The following is a 22,409-nucleotide window of genomic DNA, read 5'->3' as shown; positions in this document are numbered from 1 at the left end:
AGTTCACTCAGCTCTACGCTAATGTCGGTGCTGTTGACCTCGCCAAAGCCTTCGTCTTCTGTGGCGGTCACTGTGATGTTGTGAACGTTCGCCGCCAATTCATAATCATTGGTGAACGCCGCGACACCCGCTGCAGTTAAGCTAATTTCACCAGAATTGGCATCGATTTCAAACAGAGGCTCATCCGCGTCATTGGTGACATTACTGGTGATGCTATAAGTAACGTTTTCGCCATCTGGGTCGCTGGCAGAGACAGTACCTATCACATCGTCTGCGGTAGAGTTTTCGTTGTAACTGAATTCGTAGTTACCGGACTCTGGGTCGGCATCGTTGAAGGTTGGCGGATTGTCATCAATATTCTGCTCATTTAAGAAAACATCAACGTCAACTGACTGCGGTTCTCCTTCACCATCCCCTTCTGTCACCGTAACAACAATACCATGTGCATTGCCTAAAACTTCATAATCATTGACATAGGCGGCGACACCCGCCTCTGTCAAACTTATCTCGCCAGTATCAGGATCAATTTGGAACAAGTCATTATTGTCATCATCTTGGATATTGGTAGCAATACTAAAAAGCAACACACTATTATCGGGATCGGTCGCTGCAACTTGCCCAATCGTAACACCAGCTTCTGTCCCTTCGTTATAGTCAAAGGAATACGAATCAACATCAAACGTTGAAAAGTCATCTTCAGTAGAACTATCTCCGACATTAACAAATTCTGGTAAATCATTGGTGCCGTCAATTGTCACAGTCACCGTGGACAACGTTCCATCCCCAGACTGAACCTCGAACTGCTCAGATACCAAATCGCCAATGTTTAATTCATCGAAAGCATGGTCTGCAACAAAGGTCCAATTACCATCACTATCAATTGAAAACTGTCCGTAGGTGCCCTGTACATCTGATTGGGAAATAAAGGTCGGGTCATCTGTATCTGAAGCAACCAGCGTTCCATTGATAACCCATGGCTCATCAGTTTCATCGACTCTGACATCATCATCGCCACTAATAAGTGCTTGCGTGGAAATAGAATCTTCAACAATATCTAATAATGCTAAGCTTTGCGTTTCAGATAACCCTTGAGATTCCAGACCAGAAGTATCAAAGCTCGTCTCTGCCAGAGTTTCCGCTCCAATTCGCTCAATGTCTCCCGACCCTGTTGGACTTGACCCATTTTGCCCACCGGCGGCGGTTGCAAACTCATCGTTTTGGGTTGGATCCACCCCTTGTTCAATTTGTTCAAAAATCGCCGCAATTTCATTGTCTAAATTGAGTTCGGTTAAGCCACCGTCGTCACTAACAAGCAGAGCTTCTACATCGGTTGTTTCTGTCGTTCCCTGACCGGTAACTACCACAACTTCACCAGGAGCAGGAGCCTCTCCAGGAAGTAACTCTCTCACTTGGCCGTTGGCATCGACGACCACTGTTGAATTGGCCAAAGCCAACGTCGCAATACTTTTAATATCCATAGTCAAACTTTCCCAGTTGTATGACTAATTCCGCAGCTTCTAAATGAAGCTCTCTCATTCGAACGTACTAGTGCATCCTATAAACCTAGTTGTCTCACAACTGATAAACCACTTAAAGACATAAAAGTGCCAACGAAAATTGATAATTAGATAACTAAAAGCATTATTTTATTTGATGTAAATCTCACTTCTTCATTGATTGAGCTAAGCTTTTCTTGATATTCCATACATTCTGACACTCCAAACTTACTTCATAAGTCGCAGACGGCTTCTGAATAAGGAGGCAACTTTGAACTGGAAAAAAAACCTAATAGTTAGCTGCATATTGTGTTTTAGCGCTGCGAGTAGCGCCCAAACGCTCGAACAGTCAGTCGCCATTACACTAGCAACAAACCCAGAAATTAGAGCAGTGTTCAATGAGTTCCAAAGTGCAGTAAAGCAAAACTCTGCAGCTGGAGGCGCTTATTTACCTAGCATTGACCTGGATGCAGGCATTGGATATGAACGTATAAACCCCGCAGATTCAACTGGACGAGATACTACAAACCTCACCCGAAAAGAGGCAACCGTGAGTTTGACGCAGCTTTTATGGGATGGCTCAGCCACATTAAATGATATGGATAGAACCGCCGCAGAAGCCGAATCCATACGTCTACAACTTTTGGCTGATGCTTCAGACTTAGCGTTAAAAGTAACGAGCATCTATTTAGAAGCGGTCAAAGCAACTGAGATTTTGGCTCTATCAGAAAGTAATCTAGCGGTTCATAAGGAAATCTATAAAGACATACGTAGGCGTGCAGAATCTGGAATTGGCTCTACTGCTGATGTATCACAAGTTGAGGCTCGTATCGCGAAAGCGCACGGTAATCTACTCGCGGCTCAGAACAACTTAATTGATACGCACACACAATTCAAAAGAGTTGTTGGACAAGATCCACTAGGGCTTATCTACCCAAGAGCAGACGAAGACAAACTTCCTTTGTCACTGACAGACGCGATTGTACAAGCGTATGACCAGCACCCTATCATAAAACTCTCAATGATTGATGTTGATGCGGCACGCTTCCAATATAAACAGTCTAAAGGCAGCTTCTACCCAACCTTCTCCATTGAAGCGAGTCAAACATGGCGTGATGATGCGGGTGGTGATGAGGGACGAGGAGAAGAAACGCTTGCGATGTTAAGAATGCGATACAACATCTACAACGGCGGATCCGATAGCGACCTTTCAGAACGGGCAGCATATCAACTTAATAAAGCAAAAGACCTACGAGATGATGCCTACCGACAAGTTGAAGAAAGCTTACGCCTTTCATGGAGTGCGCTAGATTTAACACTTCAACAAAAAAACTTTTTGGCTGACCATGTAGATTCTGCTGCTGAAACCGTTATCTCCTATGAGAAACAATATCGAATTGGTCAGAGAACCCTACTCGACCTGCTCAATACCGAAAACGAGTTGTTTGAAGCTCGTAAAGATTACTTAGACGCTCACTACGCAGAGCAATATGCAAAATACCGTGTTATGAATACCACCGGCATTTTACTTGATGCATTGCTAGTCGACACGCCTAAAGAGTGGACACAGCGAGTGGAGTATTGATTATGAAAACAATATACCTAGTCCCCCTTTCAGCGCTCACAGTCGCAATAACACAACCATCTTGGGCCGAAGACGAATATGAGTATATCGACGCACCAGTCGCGGAACAAATAGCCGATCTCACTGATGATGATAGAGATGGCGTCGTCAACGCTCGAGATCTTTGCCCTGCGACTCCTTCTGGAGCCCAAGTTGATAATGTTGGATGTGGCGAGTCTTTGAAAGAACAAGAGGAACGTCAATTGCGAATCCTATTTGCAAATGACTCCTATGAGATCAATCCAATCTTTTCTGATCAGATTCAAACCATGGCCGAGTTTCTTGAACGCTATCAATCAGCATCAATCCAAATCCAAGGGTTTGCGAGCAAAGTGGGATCACCCGAATACAATCTAGAGTTATCCAAAAAACGGGCCCACGCGGTGGAAGATGAACTGCTTTCCTTCTATGTCGAACCTGAGCGAGTCACTATTGTAGGATATGGTGAAACTCGACTAGAAGCAGAAGGTGACGACGAGACCTCACACGCACTTAATCGTAAGGTGACTGCGACTGTAGTTGGTTTGAAAGAAGAAGTTATTGAAGAGTGGACGATATTTACATCGAAAGAAAAATAACCTCACTCAGCAGCTAAAGTAAAAAAGCGCCTCAATATAAGAGGCGCTTTTCTGTATTAATGGATGTTGAGCTTAATGGTGAGACTTCACTTCGTTGGTGCTACCTGATTTTGCTTCTTTCGTTTCAGGTAGGGATAAGCGAAGTAACACATAACCTAAAATGGCAGCTGTAGTAGAGCCCATCAAGATACCTAGTCGAGCAAAAGTATCGTACTCTGCATTCGCTTGGCCAAATGCCAGCGACGAAATAAAGATGGACATGGTGAAACCGATACCACACAACACTGATACTGCGAAAATATTCTTGAAGTTAATTCCCTCAGGCAGTTTTGCTACTCCCAGTTTTACGGCCAACCAACTAAAGCTAAAGATACCCAGAGGTTTACCAATCAATAAGCCCAAAGCGATACCCAATGGTAGTGCTGCTGTTAAGCTAGATAGTGAAATACCTTCCAGTGAAATACCAGCATTGGCAAATGCAAACACAGGTAAAATCGCAAACGCCACGTATGGGTGAAGCGCATGCTCCATATGTTTCAGCGGAGAATATGAGCCTTTTTCACCTTTAAGAGGAATTGCGAAACCAATAACTACACCTGCAAGCGTTGCGTGAACACCTGATTTTAGTACCGCGAACCAAAGAATCAAACCAACGATCATATAAGGTGTCAGCTTCGTTACATGCTTAGAGTTGAGCATGAACAAGGCAGCTGTCATGGCAAATCCTATCGCCAGTGCCGTCGTAGATAAGTCACTGGTGTAGAACAGAGCGATAATAACAACAACACCAAGGTCATCGATAATCGCAAGTGCAAGCAAGAAGACTTTCAAGCTAACAGGAACTCGTTTACCCAATAGCGCCATAATACCCAGTGCAAACGCAATATCCGTCGCAGCAGGAATCGCCCAACCTTGAATGGCGGCAGCATCACCAAGGTTAAATAGTACATAAACAAGAGCAGGAGCTAACATACCACCAACGGCTGCAATCGCAGGGAAAATGGCTGTCTCTTTCGATTTAAGAGCACCTTCTAACAGTTCGCGCTTTACTTCCAAACCAATCAACATGAAGAAAACAGCCATCAGGCCATCATTAATCCAATGCGATACAGACATGCCGAGCACATAAGAGTGCAAGATACCTTGGTAAGCGTCATTTAATGGAGAGTTTGCAACAGTCATCGCGATGGCAGCGGCAATCACTAGTATAATTCCACCAGCAGACTCCATCTTGAAAAAATCGCGAATAATATCACTCATGATATCTTCCTTATATTTATTATGTTAATAAGCGATTAACAAAGAATACAGACGAGTGTATAGATAACAAAACCACAGGAAAAATCGCTTGTTTAGTGTTTTAATTTCGGTATTTCCGATGTAAATACGGTTATTGCCTTCTATTTTCCTGATCCAATTATAGGCAAGATGCGCAAATAACCCCAGAAAAGCAAAAGAGCGGCTTCTCATCTAGTGAGAAGCCGCTCTTAGTCTATGTAATTCAATAGTTAATAACCAGTAAGTTGTATAAAGCCTTTCGCATTATGGCTACCTGTCGCAGAAATAGGACCTTCCCAGTATGGAATCACAAAGGGCAACCATAATGATGAATTGAGTACCTTCGTCGTTAAACTGATGTCATAACGAGGAATATTAATGGTCCAATGCAATGGTACCTTCTTCGTCCCGCTTATGTACGTTGATTGCAGCGGAATCAAAGAGATTTCATCCGGCGCTATATCAATGACTTTCCCATCATTCGTTGCTAACGTACCAAAGATATAAGGCAGCTGCTTTTCATGACGATATCGACTGAGTGACAGCGTCGTTTCATCATCGAGATGTAAAACAAACCAGTCCCAACCTTGCTGCTGCTCAGTCATAAGGCCGCTCCCCCACTCCTTACTCATCCAAGCGCTTCCTTCAACTTGAATTAGCTTACTATGACCTAGCTTAAGCTCCCCTTTTACCCTTAAAAATGGTGCAGTTAGGTTATAGGATGCAACAGGGAGTAGATCATGCTTCTCTCTATACCCACGCTCACCAGGCAAGACATAAGGCCCTTTTACGGTCGTAGTTAGTGATAAATCGAAAGAATCAGAAGATGCCGTCAGTTGACCAGGAAACGGTGTCTTTCCTAGCGAGCGCCAATACCAGTTATCTATCCAAATTCGAAAAGGGGCATTAGACATACCTGCCTGACCAATGCCTCCTCGGGAGATACGCTGTTCACGCCAAACCTGACGACCATTACTAATAACTATATGAGAAGCATAGATTTGAGGGCTCAACCAACCCGTGAAGTCATTATCACTATGTGCGACTCTAAAGTAACTCCATTGCACTCCGTATTGTTCACCATGCTGGTCAGTGACATTCGCAAAGTAATGCCACCATTCATGTTGAAACTCATTGTGGAATGCGAAGTCTCGCGGCAAAACCACAGGAACATTAGGTAAAACCGGCTCAAACACTTTACTTGATTGGGCGGTTAATACTGAGCTCACCGCTTGGCTTGATTGAGATTGGTAATCTTGACTATAAAAATATAAGTAGTACGCCGTTGATAACAGGACAAAGATAACGACACATCCGACAATACTTCCAAGTAGTTTGCCTTTCCTTGTTGTCATTTACAGCGAGCTCCTCAACGATTTCATTGCCGTACCACGCACCATTCGTAACACAGGAAGCGCACCAGCTACAACCAGCGATAGCATGGCCAGCAACGCGGTATGTAAATACTCGCTTGGTATTAGTTGAAGCTCTAATGTCCAACCGAAAGATTGCTTAATGATGATATCAACCACTAGCCTCGCGAGAGCAAGACCGAGTGGCATCGCGATCAATATAGATATCGCGCCAAATACAAACAGTTGCAAGCTGCCCATTATGACTAACTCTTTACCTGACATTCCGAGGCAACGTAATAATGAAATATGTTTTTGTCTAGACACTTCGCCCGCAATCGTCGCAAAGAAAATACCAAAAACAGCGATGACAAGCGTGATGTTACCCAAAGTATCAGCGATAGAAAACGTTCGGTCAAACACCCTCATCGCTTGCTTATGAATATGGCTATTATCAAAGATACGTTCAGAATCAATCCTAAACACCGACTCCATCCGTCGTTTTAAACCGACAGGGTTCACACCTTCGTTCAGCACTGTTCCTAACGCAACGCTGCCACTACCCGCGAATGCATATAACCAGTTTCGGTGTGAAAGCAACACTTGATTGTATGGGTTGCCATAATCGTAATAGACGCCCACAACTTGCCAACCATGTCCCAATTTACCGGCTAAATCGATATAGTCGCCCGGTCTGATCCCCAGTTTAAGCGCCATCGATTCACTAACCATCACCCCTTTAGAATGATGCAAATGATACCAATAGTTAGGCACACCAAGTTTTACGGTTAGCGCATCAAGCTCCCCATCAGAGCCACCTGTACTGACTACCTGCAGCGCGCCACGAGAAGTATTGAGTTCTTTTTCCCAACGCCACCAAACTTTATCAACTTCAGGTTGTTTTCCAAGCCAGGTACTCATTCGAGCAGCTGCGTTGTTATTTGGGTAAATATACAAATCCGCAGCAAGGCGCTGGCTTAACCATTTATCTGTCGTGTCACGGAAACTTCCAACCATGGTTTCTACGCCAATATTAGCTGACATTGCTAACATAAACGCCATTGTCGCTACACCACGATAACTCATGCTCGCCGCCGCATCAGCGAAGAACCAACGTGCTTTTACCCAACGTAATGAATAAGAGAAACCATCAAAAACCTTCCAAATAAGGAAAGGAGTAAACAGCGCCACACTTAATAACATCAAGGCGATAATGACAAAGCCCGACTCTTGCGTTTGAGGCGCTTGATAAATCGCAATAGCCGCGACACAGAGAGCGCAGGCCAGAAGCGCTTGTATCGAAAACTCTGTACCCGCAAAACGGACCAAAGATAGACGCGTTGTAAGACGAATTGGTTGAGATCGTAGAAGACGAATGAGCGGCCACGCACAGGCAACAAACGCACCAATTAGAGATAGGTATAAACTGTACAGGCTCGCAGTCCAATTCCATTCAATCGCTAAACCAACGTTTGCATCGTAAAGGTCACCTAGACTGGATGAGACAGCCGGAATTAACTGATTTGCCAGCAATAGACCAAACAGATTGCCACACAACCAACTAACCGCAACGAGAAGTAACAGCTCAAGCATCAGTGCCTGCGCTAATTGCCAGCCAGACACGCCCGTTTGACGCAAGATTCCGACCAAAGGCTGACGCTGCACTAACGACAAAGACATGGCTTGATAAAAGATAAATAGCCCAACTAAGAAGGCTAACATTCCCATTGCGCTTAAATTAAGGTGGAATGCTTCCGTTAAGGACTCTAATTCAGCCCTAGAACTTCGGCTAAGCTCCATACCATTAGGTAAATATGCCTTTAATCGAGCCAGTTTTTCTGCTGGCATTTCGCTACAGGCAATCACAGAGATCCCAGAACTTCTTTCCAGCATACGCAGCAAAGACATGTCAGCAATGATACGCGTCCCATTCAACATGTTCTGAGTATCAATGACTACCGGCCCAAGCTTACTGCCATCATTCAAACGAATAAAATCGTTGTTCTGCCATTGCATATGTTCAGCCAAATCTTGACTGACCAAAATAGGAAACGGCGCTTGCATCAGTTTAAGGGTTGGGGCTTCTTGAAGAGTTAAACCCGATTGGAAGCTAAGCATCGCAACTGGGTCGATGCCAACCAGCATTAAATCGGCACCATCTTCGGTATGAACGTTTAAACTTTCAAACGGAGCACATTGATTAAATCCGTCACGGCGTAACTGAATATAAAAACCCTGAGGGATCTTATTGGTCGTATGCTTCGGACGAATTCGATAAGGTAAAGGATTGGAAAATAGCTTTTCGCCATGCTCATAACTTTGTCTTGCATGACTATTGATAGAGCTTACACCCACTAATAGCGAGACGCCTAAAGTAAGACCAAGCCAGACAAGAATGATTTGAAAAGGATAACGTCTGTAGTGGCCTAATAGCGCTTTAACTACGGGCCATAACATGAAGCTGTCCCCCTTGAAGGCGAATCTTACCTTCCATGTGCCCTGCTACTCGCTCACTGTGCGTGACCAACAACAGAGTACAATCTAACTGCTTGGTTAATGACGTAAGTAATCGCATGACAGCTTCTGCATTACGCTCATCCAAACTTCCCGTTGGCTCATCTGCCAATAGGATTTTAGGTTCCATGTATAGCGCTCGTGCAATAGCGGCTCGTTGTTGCTGACCACCAGACACCTCTTCAGGATAACGACCTAATAGAGGCATAAGATCTAACGCTGAAAGAATCTGTCTCCATAAACCTTGATCATCAGGCAGCCCTTTTAATTGACGACAAAATCGAATGTTATCGGCAATATTGAGCGTTGGAAGAAGGTTGAATTGCTGGAAAATTAGACCAATGTTGTTTCGTCGGTAAGCAGTACGCTTGCTTTCAGAGCTTTTATGCATAGTGAAGTTTGGGAACCAAATTTCACCAGAATCGACAGTATCTAGGCCAGCAATTAGATTGAGTAAGGTACTCTTTCCTGAGCCACTTTCGCCCATTAGAGCGACCTGTTCGCCTTGTTTTAATGACAACTCAGCACCTTGTAAAACTGGGTGAAACTCACCGCCATCTACATAGCCTTTACATAGGTCTGTTAGCTGAAGCATCAATACTCTCGAAAACAATAAAAATCGGACTGTGAATCTACACTAATTCGCTCGAACTAGAAAGTATTTTGGACACCAGATCACAAGATATGCATCAAAACACATTCGCTTACCGCTTTATGTCTAATTTTCGATCAAATTACGAATCCACTTACGAGTTTTCATTCTATATAGAGAGCCGAACCACTTAATGGCCTCTTCTGTTAAAAACAGTAAATAGATCCATTCAGGAGGCCAACCTAACCCAATAGCCGCGAACGCAGCGAGTGGGATACCAATCATCCATTGAGCCACAAGATCTTGATATAAACAGAATTTAACATCGCCGCCCGCTCTTAATACGCCGACAATGGTCATCATAGGCACGGAGCGCAAAACAATACCTAGGCTAAGCACCAACATGAATTTTTCGGCTAAAGCTCGCGTTTCCTGCGTGAGGGCAGTAAATGAATCCAGCACCAACCCCTGAACCATATAGAGCAAAGCAGCAACAATAATACCTACGATGACACTCAGTATCGTGACACCTATTGCTTGATAATAAACTTGCTCATAATTCTTCGCGCCAATCTGATTGCCAACAAGGACGGCAGCCGCATTCGACATACCAATTAGCAGCGCCAAAGAGATCGACTCAACTGGTGTCATTACGGACAGCGCAGCCAAACCTTGAACGCCTGAGTGACCTAAAATGGCATGATAAGCAAATAAACCACCCGCCCATGCAAAGAAGTTAAACGTTGTAGGTAAAGAGAGCTTAAGAAATTTCACAATGCGTGGCCATTCCATCACATCACGAATATCGCCAATGCCAAACGCCAACAAATGCTTTTTAAGATGTAGGTAACTAAACAGGGTCAGTACTTCGATTGCTCCGCTCAGCACTGTGGCTATCGCCGCCCCTTTGATACCCATTGCAGGAACGCCAAACTTACCGAATATCAACACCCAGTTAAGGAAGATATTCGACACAATGCCAATACCACTAAAGAAAGTGCTCACGCCCGGTTTATGCATCGCCCTTAAACCAACAGACATGCTAGCTACACAAGCCACAGCAAACATTGTAATGGAGGTGATCACCAAATACTCTGCACCTAACGCAATAACTTCTTGTGAGTCCGTCGCTAGACTCATAATTTGAGTAGGAAACAGAATAAACAACGAAGCAGTCAGAGCCGCAAAGATCGTAGAAATAAGCCAAGTAAGGGCGGTACTTTGACGCACACCTTTTTTGTCTCCCGCTCCCCAGTATTGCGCAGTCAAAAGCGCACCACCCGTGGTAACGCCCACTAGCATAATTGTCGTCACGAATGTCGCACGCGCTGCCACACCGACAGCAGCGATTTCCGCCTCACCTAACTGGCCAAGCATCAATACATCGACAAGGCTTCGGCTAGAGAACATAATACTTTGCAACGTGATCGGCAGTGCTATCGCAATCAAGCGGCGGATAAAATCGCCTTTGGTATGGTATAAGATTTTAGAAACCATGATTAACACCGACCTTGTACAAGAGTCTGAAAAATAGGAAAAATTGGCTGACTATTATATGCTCAGTGAATATTTCAAGCCATAAGTTTCATAAGGGATTGTGATGAAAAAAGTTCTGGTTCTGGGAGCATCTGGTTATGTAGGCTCCCAACTGCTTACTCAGCTATGTGATAAGGGCTACTTAGTCACGGCAGCAGCAAGACAGATTGACTATCTAGCGTCGCGAGTGACACCTCACCCTAACCTCTCAATAACTTTTTTGGATTTAGCCGACAGAGACGCAACACAAGCACTGATTCCACAGTTTGACCTTATTTACTTTCTTGTCCATGGAATGGCTCATGGTCATGACTTTCTCGACTATGAATTATCACTCGCCGAAAACTTTCGTCATGCCTTAACCAATAGTAAGGTTCAACATGTCATATATTTAAGTGCTATTCAGCCACAAACAGGTAACTCAGAACATTTAAAAGCACGTAGGATGACGGGCGAAATCTTACGTAAATCTGGTGTACCTATCACAGAATTGCGGGCAGGCGTTATTATTGGTGCCGGCTCAGCGGCATTCGAAATCATGCGTGATTTTGTTTATAACATGCCGCTACTTATTACACCGAAATGGGTCGATTCTAAAGCCAATCCCATTGCCCTTCACAACTTAAATCACTATCTGCTTTGTTTTTCAGAGGAGCTTCCAACAGAATCGTCTCTGTATGAAGTTGGAGGGCCTGACACCCTCAGCTATCGTGAGCAGTTTAAAGTGATTGGTCATGTGATCAACAAACCAGTAAAGCTTTGGTCTACTCCCCTGCTGACACCCAAACTTGCGTCACAATGGCTTGGGGTAGTGACTTCCGTTCCTTCCAGTATTGGAGCTGCACTGCTCTCAGGCTTAGAGCATGATTTCATTGCAGAATCGGACGCCATCCGCACCCGCTTTCCCCAGCCTTTAATCCCATTTAAACAGATGGTTGAAGAAAGCATTGCTGCTGAGGGCACGTTCGTTCGCAGCGAAGTATGGGGATTTGAACCCGCAGCACTTCAGCGATGGCAACCGGGATACGGCTACTACCCGAAACAAACTGGCGCCACGATAGAGACAGAATTAAGCTCCGATACCCTATGGCAAATTGTGAAGCAGATCGGTAGCCGAAAGGAAGGCTACTTCTTTGCTAACATCCTTTGGCGTACTAGGGAATGGCTGGATCTATTGTTTGGCGGAGGAAGACCTATTAGACGTTCGCCAGAAGGTCCCGAGTTGAAAGTGGGTGACTTTATTGACTCGTGGAAGGTAATTCGCTGTGAGCCAAATCAGTTCCTTTCGCTATTCTTTGGCATGAAAGGCCCGGGGCTCGGTCGATTGGAGTTTACTCTCGAAGATTTAGGAGACCGTCGACGATTAAATGTTACCGCTTGGTGGCACCCTCAAGGTTTACCCGGCCTACTCTATTGGTTTGCGATGATGCCAGCGCATATGTTCATTTTTAAAGGTATGGTCAAAGCGATTGTCCGCAAAGCAAAAGAGCTCCCTTAAAGGAAGCTCTTTTTTAGCATAAATAACACCTAACTTAAGCTTGTAGGCTTAATGGAATTTCCGCTAAATGAAGGCCGCGGTTATTTGGGTACACCAAATATTCACCGTGGTATTTGACGTTAGATTTGTAGTCAGTCACTTTATGAACCATAAAGCCAGCCTCTGCCGCTTTTTCAATAAAGTCTGCGTGATGACCACGAACAAACCAACTCATTGGCTTAATCATGGTTTCACCTTCAAAGCAACTTTCACATTGCTCGGTACACATGGCTAATGAATTAGGGCCGTCAGTGAAGATTTGAACTTTGCCACAATCAACCAACTCTTCCGATGTTGTGATCTCCCAACCTTGCTGTTCCATCATATCGATAAAGTCATTGATCTCTTTATCTTTGATGATGCGATCTTCTTGGCCTTGTGGAAGAAATTGACCGTAAAACTTAGAAATACGCTGGAAGGTAGACATCAAGCTTGCCTGATTGCCTTTTGAACGCCCCATCTTTTGCCAACGAATCAGATCGCTACTGACAACGCGGTGAAAACGTTGCGCCTTAATTGCGCGAGTGATCCAACGTAATAAATAGAGGTTATTGGCCGCTGGTGCATTCACCGCTTTACCTGATTTATGTTCTGCATCTAACTCAGTTAGAGCCGTATTCACTAAGTTTTGAATTTCAATCGTGTATTCAGACATTACGCCTTTCTTCCAAATATCCAGTAAAACGCGGCAGACAGAATAGAACATGCTGTCATCACCGTAATCATTGGCCAAGTTACTCCGCCAGGCATAATTGCAACAATCGCCCCCACTAAAGAGCCGATACCAAAACGCAAGGTGCCAGCCAGTGAAGAAGCGGTGCCTGCCATGGTTGGGTAGCTGCTTAACAGCAAGCCCATACTGTTACTGCCAATCGTTGACAAGGTACCAATAAACATGACCACGAAAGGTACTGTGCCCCATAGCCCAAGGTCAAGCATCCAACCAACAAAAAGACCGATCCCGGCGATGAGTTGAACAGTTAAGCCAAATCGAAGCATATTATGGGAGCCCACCTTTTTGACCAAGCGGCCATTGATGCTGGTCATGATGATCATAGCAACAATGTTTAAACCAAATAGGTAACCAAATTGATCGGGTTGAACACCGTAAATATCAATATAGACAAAGGAACCAGCAGTCAAAAAGGCAAACATGCCGGAAAACGAAAAAGCGCCGGAAAGAATCAAACCCAATGCAACTGGGTTAGTGAACAATTTGGCGTAGTTACGCATGGTTGTGCCAAATCGAAGCGGCTGCTTTTTCTCAGGCGTTAGCGTTTCCGGGATCTTCCAAAGCACCAGTAAAATCACCATCACAGAGAATGCGGCCAAAATCCAGAAAATCGCTCGCCATCCAAACCATACGGCGACATGACCACCTATCATCGGCGCAACCAGTGGTGCTACGGTCATAACTAGTGTGACAAAAGACATCGCACGAGCAAAATCTTCACGGTCAAACATATCGCGCACGACCGCTTGAATGATCACAGCGGCAGCTGCACCAGCAAAACCCTGCGCGGCACGGACCCAAGTTAATGCCTCAATACCACTCGAAGTTGCGCTCACCACAGATGCTAAACCAAAGAATAGAACTCCAAGAATCAATACTGGGCGACGACCATAGCTATCCGCCAAAGGCCCATGAATAAGCTGACCAATCGCAAAGCCCGCGGTATACGCTGTTAAGGTGATTTGCACCGCCCCTTCCGTAACACCTAGATCGCGAGCAATCGTCGGCATCGCAGGTAAATACATATCGATGGCGAGTGGTGTTAGCGCACCTATTGCCCCTAAGACAAGGAAGAAAAGAAAACTGATTTGGGGCGTTTGGATTTGCTGTGTTGCAGAGTTAGACATACTTCTCCTACTCGGTTGCGTTAGACTTGCAGCCTCCTTGCTGCAACCAAACAGAAACAAAAGACCCGCGTCCGCGAGCCTTGAATCGATCTATATTCAAACAAATGGATACAAAAGACTAGTTCCCATTTGGAATTAAACTATTTCCCGAAGGCTGGATTAATTCCAGACTGAAGCAATTTCTTCTTCGGTCAGCGAGCGATATTCGCCTGGCTCTAGGGAGTAGTCTAATTCAATCGCACCAATACGCTCTCGGTGAAGGTGTTCAACCTTGTTACCCAATGCCGCGAACATACGCTTCACTTGATGGTACTTACCTTCAGTAATCGTCAAAAGAAGTTCGTTTTCATCAGCATTGACGATTTCCAATTTAGCTGGAAGAGTTGGTTCTTTCTCATTTCGAAGCTCAACGCCTTCTGCCAGTTTTTCAGCGTAATCTTCACCAATTGGATCCACGAGCCACACTCGGTACGTCTTCTCACATTTACGTTTAGGTGAAGTAATACGGTGTGACCATTGACCATCATCAGTAATCAAGACTAAACCGGTTGTATCCACATCTAAGCGGCCCGCAAAATGGAGAGCATCAATCTTAACTTCATCTAACAAAGCAAACGCGGTTTGATTCGAGCTGTCTTCATGCGAACAGACAAAACCATCCGGTTTAAAAAGCATAAAATAGCGTGGACCTGGCTTAGGAATCGTACGACCTTGCCATTCAACCACACAGTCATCAGTCACTTTTACTGAGCCGCTCTTTTTCACTTCATCATTAACGGTAACGTCACCGCTTCGGATGATGATCGTTGCTTCTTTACGTGTTGCACCAAGTGCATCACACAAATATTTATCTAAACGCATGAATACCTCATTTTTGTTTGCTGGGGTATTATAGTGCGACTGAAACAAATAGTTGAGCTATTTCACAAAATTTATGTACACACTTCGCCCTTATCAATCCGACTCAGTGAAATCTGTTATCCACTACTTCCGTAAGCATTCTTCTCCTGCGGTATTGGTCTTGCCAACTGGTGCGGGGAAAAGCCTCGTGATTGCAGAACTAGCACGATTAGCCAAAGGGCGCGTATTAGTATTAGCGCACGTTAAAGAGCTCGTAGAGCAAAACCATGCCAAGTATGAAGGGTATGATCTAAAGGGTTCGATTTACTCGGCGGGTCTTGGTCGAAAAGAGACCGACCAACAAGTCGTGTTCGCTTCCGTACAATCAGTAGTTCGCAACCTTGATGACTTTAAAAATCAATTTTCGCTTCTAGTTATTGATGAGTGCCACCGCGTACCAGATAACAAAAACACCAGCTACCAAAAAGTCATTAGCCATCTGCGAGAATTAAACTCAGGAATTAAAGTCCTAGGTTTAACCGCAACCCCTTATCGCTTAGGTATGGGGTGGATCTATCAATATCACACTCGTGGCCTTGTTCGCACAGAGGAACCACGCTTCTTCCGCGACTGCATTTTTGAGCTACCCATTCGTTATCTGCTGGACGAGAAATTCCTCACGCCGGCTAAAATGATGGATGCACCCGTTCTTAGCTATGACTTCTCTCAGTTAACACCGGCTTCTACAGGACGTTACAAAGAGTCAGAAATGGACATGGTGATCGACAAAGCCAAGCGCGCAACACCGCAAATTGTTGAGCAAATCATCCACCTTGCCAAAGACAAACAAGGCATCATGATTTTCGCTGCCACCGTAAGGCACGCGCAAGAGATCTTTTCCCTGTTACCTGAAGGGCAAACGGCGTTGGTCATTGGTGATACTCCAACAATTGAGCGCGATGCGATTATCCAAAACTTCAAAGATCGCAACATTAAGTTCCTCGTTAACGTCTCGGTCTTAACAACCGGCTTTGACGCGCCACACGTTGACCTGATTGCAATTTTACGCCCCACCGAATCAATCAGCCTGTATCAGCAGATTGTTGGCCGAGGTCTACGTTTATCGCCAGGCAAAGAAGAATGCTTAGTGTTGGACTATGCTGGTAACAGTTATGATTTGTACCAACCAGAGGTCGGCGATCCAAAACCAGACTCAGACAGTGAAATCATTACCATCCCCTGCCCTGCTTGTGGTTTCAATAATAACTTTTGGGGCAAACTAGACAGCAACGGTTTTCTAATTGAGCATTTTGGTCGTAAATGCCAAGGCTTTTTCGAAGACGACGAAACAGGTGAACGCGAGCACTGTAACTACCGATTTAGAGCCAAGTATTGTGGTGAATGCGGTGCAGACAACGACATCGCAGCGCGTATTTGTCATGAGTGTGATGCGACCTTGGTTGACCCAGATAAAAAACTCAAAGAAGCCTTGAATCTAAAAGATGCCTTAGTATTTGAGTGCCGAGATATGGATATGAACGTCCATAAAGATGAAAAAGGAAAAAGCAGCCTAAAAGTCACCTATATTGGAGACAATCAAGCGCAAGTACATGAGTTTTGGCCACTCACAACCAAGGGGCAAAAACAGCGTTTTAAAGATCAATTTGTTCGACCACACTTGGCTGATAAACACCGCCCGTTTGATGATGCATCACCGACAAAAGTGGTTAATAATCAACATAGATTCCGACTGCCTCAATTTGTCATTGCCCGTAAGGTTGGGCGTTTTTGGAAGATGCGCGATAAAATCTTTCAAGACGAGCTAAATCACTAAGTCAGCTTATTCACTTGGTGTTCAGATTCGAATGGGTATACTGTTATTCCATGGTTCAAACTGAGTAAAGACATGCTAAAACAAGCGTTTATTATCTGCGTGACGATAGCGAGCACGCTCTTGCCGATTCATGCTTCCTACGCACATGAGCACGGTAAAAAGAACGGCCACGCATTAGTGCAAGACGTCATCAAGCCCGGTGCGGAAATTGATTTTGAAGAAGATCAAGACGAAGTTTATGACGCTGTCAAGAAAGGTTACATTCGACCTTTTTCAGAGATGTACGCTGCAGTAGAACGTGATTTGCATGGTCGAATTATCGAAGTTGAACTCGAAGAAGATGATGATATTTGGGTTTATGAACTCAAACTCAATTATCAAAATAACATTATTAAAGTTGAGTACAACGCACAAACATTAGAAATGCTGCTAATTAAAGGGCGACATTTTAAAAAAGCACTCAAGAATCTAGAAGACCAATAATATGAAAATTCTCGTAGTTGAAGATGAACCACGTCTAGGCGAACAAATTGTAGAAGCATTAGAAAATAATGGTTGGACTCCAGAGCTTTCAACCGATGGTATTGATGCACTGTATCGTGCAACATCCGAAAAGTGGGAGGCGATCGTACTTGATCTCGGTTTACCAAAGCTAGATGGGTTAACGGTACTTAAAAGCATTCGCGATGAAAACATTAATACGCCAGTTATTATCCTCAGCGCGCGCGATACCTTAACTCAGCGCGTAGAAGGCTTAAATGCCGGCGCTGATGATTATCAAACCAAACCGTTCGAGATGGTTGAGCTGATTGCTCGTATTCGTGCACAGCTTAGACGCGCGTCTGGTAATGCCTCACCCGTTATTCAAATTGGTAATTTGAGCCTCGACACTCGCACTTCAAAAGTGATGTGGCAGGGTCAAGCTATAAGCTTAACAGCACTAGAATTCAAAGTGGTTGCATACTTCATGCACAACCCGGATAAAGTCATTTCTCGTACTGAGCTAGTGGAACATATCTACAAACAAGATTTTGACCGCGACTCCAACACCATCGAAGTTTTCGTAGGCCGAATTCGCAAAAAAATTGCACCAAAAGTGATTAAAACCGTTCGAGGATTGGGATATCAATTGAATGCCGAATAGAAAACGTCATCTCCTTAAACGCCTCAGTTTAAAAAGCCGCCTTGTATTGGCGGCTATCGTTTGGCTAACGGCCATGGTCATCGCAGCCGGAGTCACTGTTCCTCAACAAGTTTTTAGCTATATGATCGACTCTACTAACGATCAGCTTTCTCTTTATCAAGATGAACTCTCTGCTTCACTCGAAGTCGATGACAAAGGTAAAATCTCCCTCTCCTCCCCTTTATCCGACCCACGCTTTAATCAACCTTATAGCGGCTTATATTGGTCTATTGATACCGAAGCCGATGAACTTCGATCCCGTTCTTTATGGGACCAAAAGATCACGTTTGAAAAGTTAAGTAAAGAACCGCTGGGAGCTCGAAAGGAGCGGCTCATTTTCATTCAGACTTCGCTCTATTTCCCAGACTATGATGGCCCGATTCATATCCTTATTGGTATTGACGAACAACCTATTGAAGATACGGTTGCCAAGCTGATGGGGCAACTTTGGATCATATTGGCGCTGCTTTATGTGGGCGTTCTCTTTATCATTATGATTCAAATTCAGTGGTCATTGAGTCCGTTAACCAAGATGCACAAAGAGCTTTCTCAAATGCGTTCAGGGGAAAAAGAGTGCCTCGATGGTGATTACCCTCGCGAAGTCTCACCTGTTGTCACGGACTTAAACGCACTACTTTTCCATTATCAGGAACTGCTAGAGCGTGCACGCCATCATGCTGGCAATCTTTCTCACGCATTGAAAACACCACTTTCCGTTTTACGCAACGAGATCGCTACTGCTGATAAGGAAACTCGCCTTCGGCTTGAACCACCTGTCACACAGATCCAACATCAGATTGACTACCACTTAGGCCGAGCTCGCATGGCTGGCTCTAAAAACATCTTAGCGGTTAAGACCAATCCAGCTGAACGCATTGATGCTATTTCAATGGCCTTTGATAAGGTCTACGCCTTTAGAGAGGTCGACCTTATCAACGAAATCGATTCAGAGTTGGATGTCGCAGTTGAAGATACCGACTTCGATGAAATGATTGGTAACTTGCTGGAAAATGCTTATAAGTGGTCAAACTCCATCATTCGCGTTCATTCTCACGATAGTAGCGACAATGGAATTGAAATCATCGTCGAAGATGATGGGCCTGGTATCCCTGATGAGAAACTCGAAGCGGTTATACAGCGTGGTGTTAGACTTGATGAAACCACGCCAGGAACAGGGCTCGGGCTTAATATCGTCAATGAAATGGCCCATAGTTACAGAGGCAAACTCACTCTTGAGAGAAGCACTATAGGCGGTCTGAAAGCGACCTTACTGGTTAAACGGAGTACCACGGGATAAGACTTAACGGTTAGCTAAGCTGCAATCTACTACTTAACTAACCGTTATTCCCCTTAATCAATAAGACCTGCCCATCAGTAAAGTAGTCATGCTCTTCATCCAAAACGACTCTATCAACAAGTTGCTTGTATCCCATCTCTTGCTTTACTGAACTCGCTACCACTTGCAGTGCGAACTTGTCGCGCTCCGCATCTACGTTCGGGTCTATGCTGTGTAGCACGGTAACAATCCCAGAATACGGCGTTATTTGCAGCCCGTTGTCATAGCTAATAGCACCTAGCCAATACAGTTCTTGAGTCTTTGGATCGATTCCACCTTTCCACCAACGAATATGGCTACGCTTTAATAAGTCACCGGGCAACTGAAAGGCCATCTCTTGCGGGATATGATTCCAAAACAGATCAGAGACAGGTGGAGTCTTCTCATTAAGCAACTGAATGTAATCTTTAAACTCTAAGTCATCACGCGAGAAAGTCTTGTTTTCTATCCAACCGATATCCAACATCAAATCTCTTGGGTTTTGTCCGTAATAAAGGATGTTAATCGCCTGAGCATCAAACACCGCTGACTTTCCTGGGTATGCTTTTAACGTTAGCGCGCTTGGCTCTACCATATCCAGAGTTGAGTGTTGCGCTTGCAGTAGTTCATCGTTTAAAAAATCGTCCGCATAAAAAAAGAAATGGGCATAATTAGCAAACAAAATCGTACCGACAAAAAGCCCAAGTGTCACCGATCGTCGATAACGCCAATCACACACTTTCGCGGCCGCGAAGAAAGCAATGGTCACGGCAATGGCATAGAAGCTAAGTTTATGCTCAACAACAAAAAGCTTTACTTGCTGCGCCCAAGGTAAACTCTCTAGTCCGTAGGCCAACATGTAACCCCAAAACACAAATTGCCCTACTCCCAGTAGCAAACCAATGCTTGAGTACAAGGTAAATCGTCGCCAAGTGATTCTATGTGTACCAGCCATAAAGGGCACCACCCAAGCAACTGGACCAAGTAAGCGCGCAAACATTAATATAGCATTGCCCTTTTTCGCCATCAGATAACGACAACGCGCTATCGGGCGACGCGTTTTACTTTGCCACTTCACTAGTTTCTTTTGTGCAGGAAGACCCAGTTTACGGCCGATAAAGTAACTTGCTTGGTCCCCAATGAGTCCGCCAAGTAGCACCATAATGACGCCACTGACCAAACCTTGATGAAGTTGGTACCCAGCTGCGATAAGAAAAGGCTCGCCAGGTACAAAAAGATTGGGGCCGATTAACGCATCTAACAAGGCCCCAATGAATAGACTGAATGTGGTATCCATCACGCCTCCACTACCAAATTATTGCTCTTTGTAGTGGCCGAATTGATAGTTCATTTCGTTTTTACGCATTTCACCAGACCAAAAACGGCGAACATTGGCAGACAAATAGGTGCAACCCATTTTAAATACGCCATCTTGATCAAGTCGACGTGGGTCAAAACCAAATGTCAGATTCAGAAATCTAAAGCGCCAGGTTTGACTCGCTCTTTTCACGTAGTCACAATCTTCGCAAAGTACGATTTCTTCATCAAAACCGCCTATCTCTTGATGAGCGCGTTTAGTCGAGAAGATACAAGCGCCAACCGCCGTCGGAAAGAAGAACTGGGTAGCAAATAGACCCGCGTTGAATAAGCCGTAACCAAGCTTGTGCACTAATGGTAAACCTTGTGCGCCCATGTACACGCCGGCCACTTCAAGCTTTTTCTCTGTCAGTTGCTTCATTGCTTGGCGTAAGAAATCCTCATCAAGCTGGACGTCAGCATCTAAAAACAAGATTCGTTCATACTGCGCCAATGAAACGCCTGTATTGCGACCTAAGCTGGTACCGCGCGCAGCCATCTTATGAACGGTTAACTCTGGGAGTGCATTTTGGTAAGCCTGCGCGACTTCGCATGTGGCATCATCACTGTTTGAGTCAACCACAATCACTTCGAAGTTCTGAATGGTCTGATTCGATAGGTTTTCTAGTAAGCGACCGATTCGTTTTTCTTCATTAAGTGTAATAACAACAATACTTAGCTTTTCCATGTTCGTACCTCATTGTGATTCATTCTGTTGTGTGAGGTACAATGTAACTAGGTAGTACTTAACCATGCGTGAGGGAAGTATTCAGATTCCATTCATTTTTACGATCAATTGAACCTGCTAACTTTTCCCGCGAGAGAAATAGATACTCCACCGAGAAAGGCCCGTTTATTCGCAGCCCTATAACAGCGCTAACTATTTGAAACAAACTACTCAAAAGATAGCCAGTTGACCGGCTTATCTATTGCGAGAATAACGATACAGTGTTAGTATCCGCGCTCGCTTAAAGAGTTACTACCAATTTCTCTTTAGCGTTTACCACACTGAACAAGGTCGCATTGTTTGTGTGAATATGAATTTCTTAAATTTTTGAGAGTAATACTATGAAATTTGAAGCAGTAGTACGTACTGAACTAGGTAAAGGTGCGAGCCGCCGCCTACGTCACGCTGGTAAATTCCCTGCAGTTGTATACGGCGGTGAAGAAGCAGCAGTTTCTATCGTTCTTAACCACGATGACGTTATGAACCAAATGGACAAGCCTGAGTTCTACGAAGGTATCGTTCTAGTGATCGACGGCGCTGAAGTTAAAGTTAAGCCACAAGACGTTCAACGTCACGCTTACAAGCCAAAAGTTGAGCACATGGACTTCATCCGTATCTAATTCCCTACCAGGAATTAATCGGATTAAATCCAGCCTTTTGCATATAAGATAATCGGCCTTACCATCCGAGAAGTCTAAAAATTCGAAACCCCGATGCTACCAACATCGGGGTTTCACCGTTTTTGAGCCCTCAAAAACGCTCTCAATTCTCTTCAACTTACTGAAAC

19 protein-coding genes are annotated in these 22,409 nt (G+C 44.5%); 8 read left to right on the top strand and 11 right to left on the bottom strand.

The annotated features are described in order from the left end of the window. The coding region (locus GVO60_RS07375; protein ID WP_217358338.1) for a VCBS domain-containing protein at positions 1–1,478 on the bottom strand (1,478 nt) is incomplete at its 3' end. Between the two features lie 289 nt (positions 1,479–1,767). On the opposite strand from GVO60_RS07375, the gene GVO60_RS07370 reads away from it, so the two are divergent. Both GVO60_RS07370 and GVO60_RS07365 read left to right on the top strand, forming a co-directional pair. Further along, the gene (locus GVO60_RS07370) at positions 1,768–3,081 is read left to right on the top strand and encodes a TolC family outer membrane protein (protein ID WP_159652415.1); all 1,314 of its coding nucleotides are present in this window, start codon (positions 1,768–1,770) and stop codon (positions 3,079–3,081) included. Between the two features lie 2 nt (positions 3,082–3,083). Further along, positions 3,084–3,698 (top strand): OmpA family protein, encoded by a 615-nt coding sequence (locus tag GVO60_RS07365; protein ID WP_159652413.1) that lies wholly within the window; start codon positions 3,084–3,086, stop codon positions 3,696–3,698. A gap of 72 nt (positions 3,699–3,770) precedes the next feature. Here GVO60_RS07365 and nhaA read toward each other — a convergent pair whose 3' ends face one another. The 5 genes from nhaA to GVO60_RS07340 all read right to left on the bottom strand — a co-directional run bounded on the left by nhaA (position 3,771) and on the right by GVO60_RS07340 (position 10,931). Further along, entirely contained in the window at positions 3,771–4,958 is a 1,188-nt protein-coding gene (gene nhaA / locus GVO60_RS07360; RefSeq protein WP_159652411.1) for a Na+/H+ antiporter NhaA, read from the bottom strand. A gap of 248 nt (positions 4,959–5,206) precedes the next feature. Then, positions 5,207–6,331, bottom strand: coding sequence for a lipocalin-like domain-containing protein (locus GVO60_RS07355; protein WP_159652409.1), 1,125 nt, complete (start codon positions 6,329–6,331; stop codon positions 5,207–5,209). Beyond that, on the bottom strand, positions 6,332–8,785 hold the full coding sequence (locus GVO60_RS07350; protein WP_159652407.1) for an ABC transporter permease: 2,454 nt from the start codon (positions 8,783–8,785) through the stop codon (positions 6,332–6,334). Beyond that, positions 8,766–9,437: an ABC transporter ATP-binding protein gene (locus GVO60_RS07345; RefSeq protein WP_159652406.1), complete on the bottom strand. Its 672-nt coding sequence runs from the start codon at positions 9,435–9,437 to the stop codon at positions 8,766–8,768. The genes GVO60_RS07350 and GVO60_RS07345 overlap by 20 nt, the downstream gene beginning before the upstream one ends. A 123-nt stretch (positions 9,438–9,560) precedes the next feature. Next, a complete protein-coding gene (locus GVO60_RS07340) occupies positions 9,561–10,931 on the bottom strand; it encodes an MATE family efflux transporter (protein WP_159652404.1) in 1,371 nt (456 codons plus the stop codon). Positions 10,932–11,034: 103 nt separating this feature from the next. Here GVO60_RS07340 and GVO60_RS07335 point away from each other — a divergent pair, with 103 nt between their 5' ends. Next, positions 11,035–12,468: a DUF2867 domain-containing protein gene (locus GVO60_RS07335; protein WP_159652402.1), complete on the top strand. Its 1,434-nt coding sequence runs from the start codon at positions 11,035–11,037 to the stop codon at positions 12,466–12,468. Positions 12,469–12,502: 34 nt separating this feature from the next. Here GVO60_RS07335 and GVO60_RS07330 read toward each other — a convergent pair whose 3' ends face one another. The 3 genes from GVO60_RS07330 to rsuA all read right to left on the bottom strand — a co-directional run bounded on the left by GVO60_RS07330 (position 12,503) and on the right by rsuA (position 15,228). Next, on the bottom strand, positions 12,503–13,162 hold the full coding sequence (locus tag GVO60_RS07330; RefSeq protein WP_159652480.1) for a DUF2913 family protein: 660 nt from the start codon (positions 13,160–13,162) through the stop codon (positions 12,503–12,505). Then, entirely contained in the window at positions 13,162–14,367 is a 1,206-nt protein-coding gene (locus GVO60_RS07325; protein WP_159652400.1) for a Bcr/CflA family multidrug efflux MFS transporter, read from the bottom strand. The genes GVO60_RS07330 and GVO60_RS07325 overlap by 1 nt, the downstream gene beginning before the upstream one ends. 159 nt (positions 14,368–14,526) lie before the next feature. Further along, positions 14,527–15,228, bottom strand: a complete 702-nt coding sequence (gene rsuA / locus GVO60_RS07320; protein ID WP_159652398.1) for a 16S rRNA pseudouridine(516) synthase RsuA — start codon at positions 15,226–15,228, stop codon at positions 14,527–14,529. Positions 15,229–15,301: 73 nt separating this feature from the next. On the opposite strand from rsuA, the gene radD reads away from it, so the two are divergent. From radD to GVO60_RS07300, 4 genes are all read left to right on the top strand, one after another. Continuing rightward, positions 15,302–17,041, top strand: a complete 1,740-nt coding sequence (gene radD, locus GVO60_RS07315; protein WP_159652396.1) for a DNA repair helicase RadD — start codon at positions 15,302–15,304, stop codon at positions 17,039–17,041. A gap of 72 nt (positions 17,042–17,113) precedes the next feature. After that, a complete protein-coding gene (locus GVO60_RS07310) occupies positions 17,114–17,524 on the top strand; it encodes a PepSY domain-containing protein (protein ID WP_159652394.1) in 411 nt (136 codons plus the stop codon). Position 17,525: 1 nt separating this feature from the next. Further along, positions 17,526–18,185 carry a response regulator transcription factor gene (locus tag GVO60_RS07305; RefSeq protein ID WP_159652392.1) on the top strand — a complete coding sequence of 220 codons (660 nt, stop codon included), beginning with the start codon at positions 17,526–17,528 and terminating at the stop codon, positions 18,183–18,185. After that, positions 18,175–19,521 carry an ATP-binding protein gene (locus GVO60_RS07300; RefSeq protein WP_159652390.1) on the top strand — a complete coding sequence of 449 codons (1,347 nt, stop codon included), beginning with the start codon at positions 18,175–18,177 and terminating at the stop codon, positions 19,519–19,521. The genes GVO60_RS07305 and GVO60_RS07300 overlap by 11 nt, the downstream gene beginning before the upstream one ends. Positions 19,522–19,558: 37 nt before the next feature. On the opposite strand, the gene GVO60_RS07295 is transcribed toward GVO60_RS07300, so the two are convergent. Beyond that, positions 19,559–20,836 (bottom strand): LssY C-terminal domain-containing protein, encoded by a 1,278-nt coding sequence (locus tag GVO60_RS07295; protein WP_159652388.1) that lies wholly within the window; start codon positions 20,834–20,836, stop codon positions 19,559–19,561. Between the two features lie 18 nt (positions 20,837–20,854). After that, a complete protein-coding gene (locus tag GVO60_RS07290; protein WP_159652386.1) occupies positions 20,855–21,583 on the bottom strand; it encodes a glycosyltransferase family 2 protein in 729 nt (242 codons plus the stop codon). Positions 21,584–21,963: 380 nt separating this feature from the next. Between GVO60_RS07290 and rplY the strand changes: the two genes are divergently transcribed. Next, entirely contained in the window at positions 21,964–22,242 is a 279-nt protein-coding gene (gene rplY, locus GVO60_RS07285) for a 50S ribosomal protein L25 (RefSeq protein ID WP_159652384.1), read from the top strand. Positions 22,243–22,409 lie beyond the last annotated feature (167 nt).

Origin of the sequence: Vibrio atypicus, assembly GCF_009811315.1 — a bacterium.
Lineage (GTDB): Bacteria > Pseudomonadota > Gammaproteobacteria > Enterobacterales > Vibrionaceae > Vibrio > Vibrio atypicus.
This window is presented reverse-complemented; position numbering and strand designations above follow the sequence as displayed.

Coding starts and splice junctions, on each gene's coding strand:
- GVO60_RS07365 (WP_159652413.1), top strand. CDS start 3,084: ATGAAAACAATATACCTAGTCCCCCTTTCAGCGCTCACAGTCGCAATA.
- nhaA (WP_159652411.1), bottom strand. CDS start 4,958: ATGAGTGATATTATTCGCGATTTTTTCAAGATGGAGTCTGCTGGTGGA.
- GVO60_RS07355 (WP_159652409.1), bottom strand. CDS start 6,331: ATGACAACAAGGAAAGGCAAACTACTTGGAAGTATTGTCGGATGTGTC.
- GVO60_RS07350 (WP_159652407.1), bottom strand. CDS start 8,785: ATGTTATGGCCCGTAGTTAAAGCGCTATTAGGCCACTACAGACGTTAT.
- GVO60_RS07345 (WP_159652406.1), bottom strand. CDS start 9,437: ATGCTTCAGCTAACAGACCTATGTAAAGGCTATGTAGATGGCGGTGAG.
- GVO60_RS07340 (WP_159652404.1), bottom strand. CDS start 10,931: ATGGTTTCTAAAATCTTATACCATACCAAAGGCGATTTTATCCGCCGC.
- GVO60_RS07335 (WP_159652402.1), top strand. CDS start 11,035: ATGAAAAAAGTTCTGGTTCTGGGAGCATCTGGTTATGTAGGCTCCCAA.
- GVO60_RS07330 (WP_159652480.1), bottom strand. CDS start 13,162: ATGTCTGAATACACGATTGAAATTCAAAACTTAGTGAATACGGCTCTA.
- GVO60_RS07325 (WP_159652400.1), bottom strand. CDS start 14,367: ATGTCTAACTCTGCAACACAGCAAATCCAAACGCCCCAAATCAGTTTT.
- rsuA (WP_159652398.1), bottom strand. CDS start 15,228: ATGCGTTTAGATAAATATTTGTGTGATGCACTTGGTGCAACACGTAAA.
- radD (WP_159652396.1), top strand. CDS start 15,302: ATGTACACACTTCGCCCTTATCAATCCGACTCAGTGAAATCTGTTATC.
- GVO60_RS07310 (WP_159652394.1), top strand. CDS start 17,114: ATGCTAAAACAAGCGTTTATTATCTGCGTGACGATAGCGAGCACGCTC.
- GVO60_RS07305 (WP_159652392.1), top strand. CDS start 17,526: ATGAAAATTCTCGTAGTTGAAGATGAACCACGTCTAGGCGAACAAATT.
- GVO60_RS07300 (WP_159652390.1), top strand. CDS start 18,175: ATGCCGAATAGAAAACGTCATCTCCTTAAACGCCTCAGTTTAAAAAGC.
- GVO60_RS07295 (WP_159652388.1), bottom strand. CDS start 20,836: ATGGATACCACATTCAGTCTATTCATTGGGGCCTTGTTAGATGCGTTA.
- GVO60_RS07290 (WP_159652386.1), bottom strand. CDS start 21,583: ATGGAAAAGCTAAGTATTGTTGTTATTACACTTAATGAAGAAAAACGA.
- rplY (WP_159652384.1), top strand. CDS start 21,964: ATGAAATTTGAAGCAGTAGTACGTACTGAACTAGGTAAAGGTGCGAGC.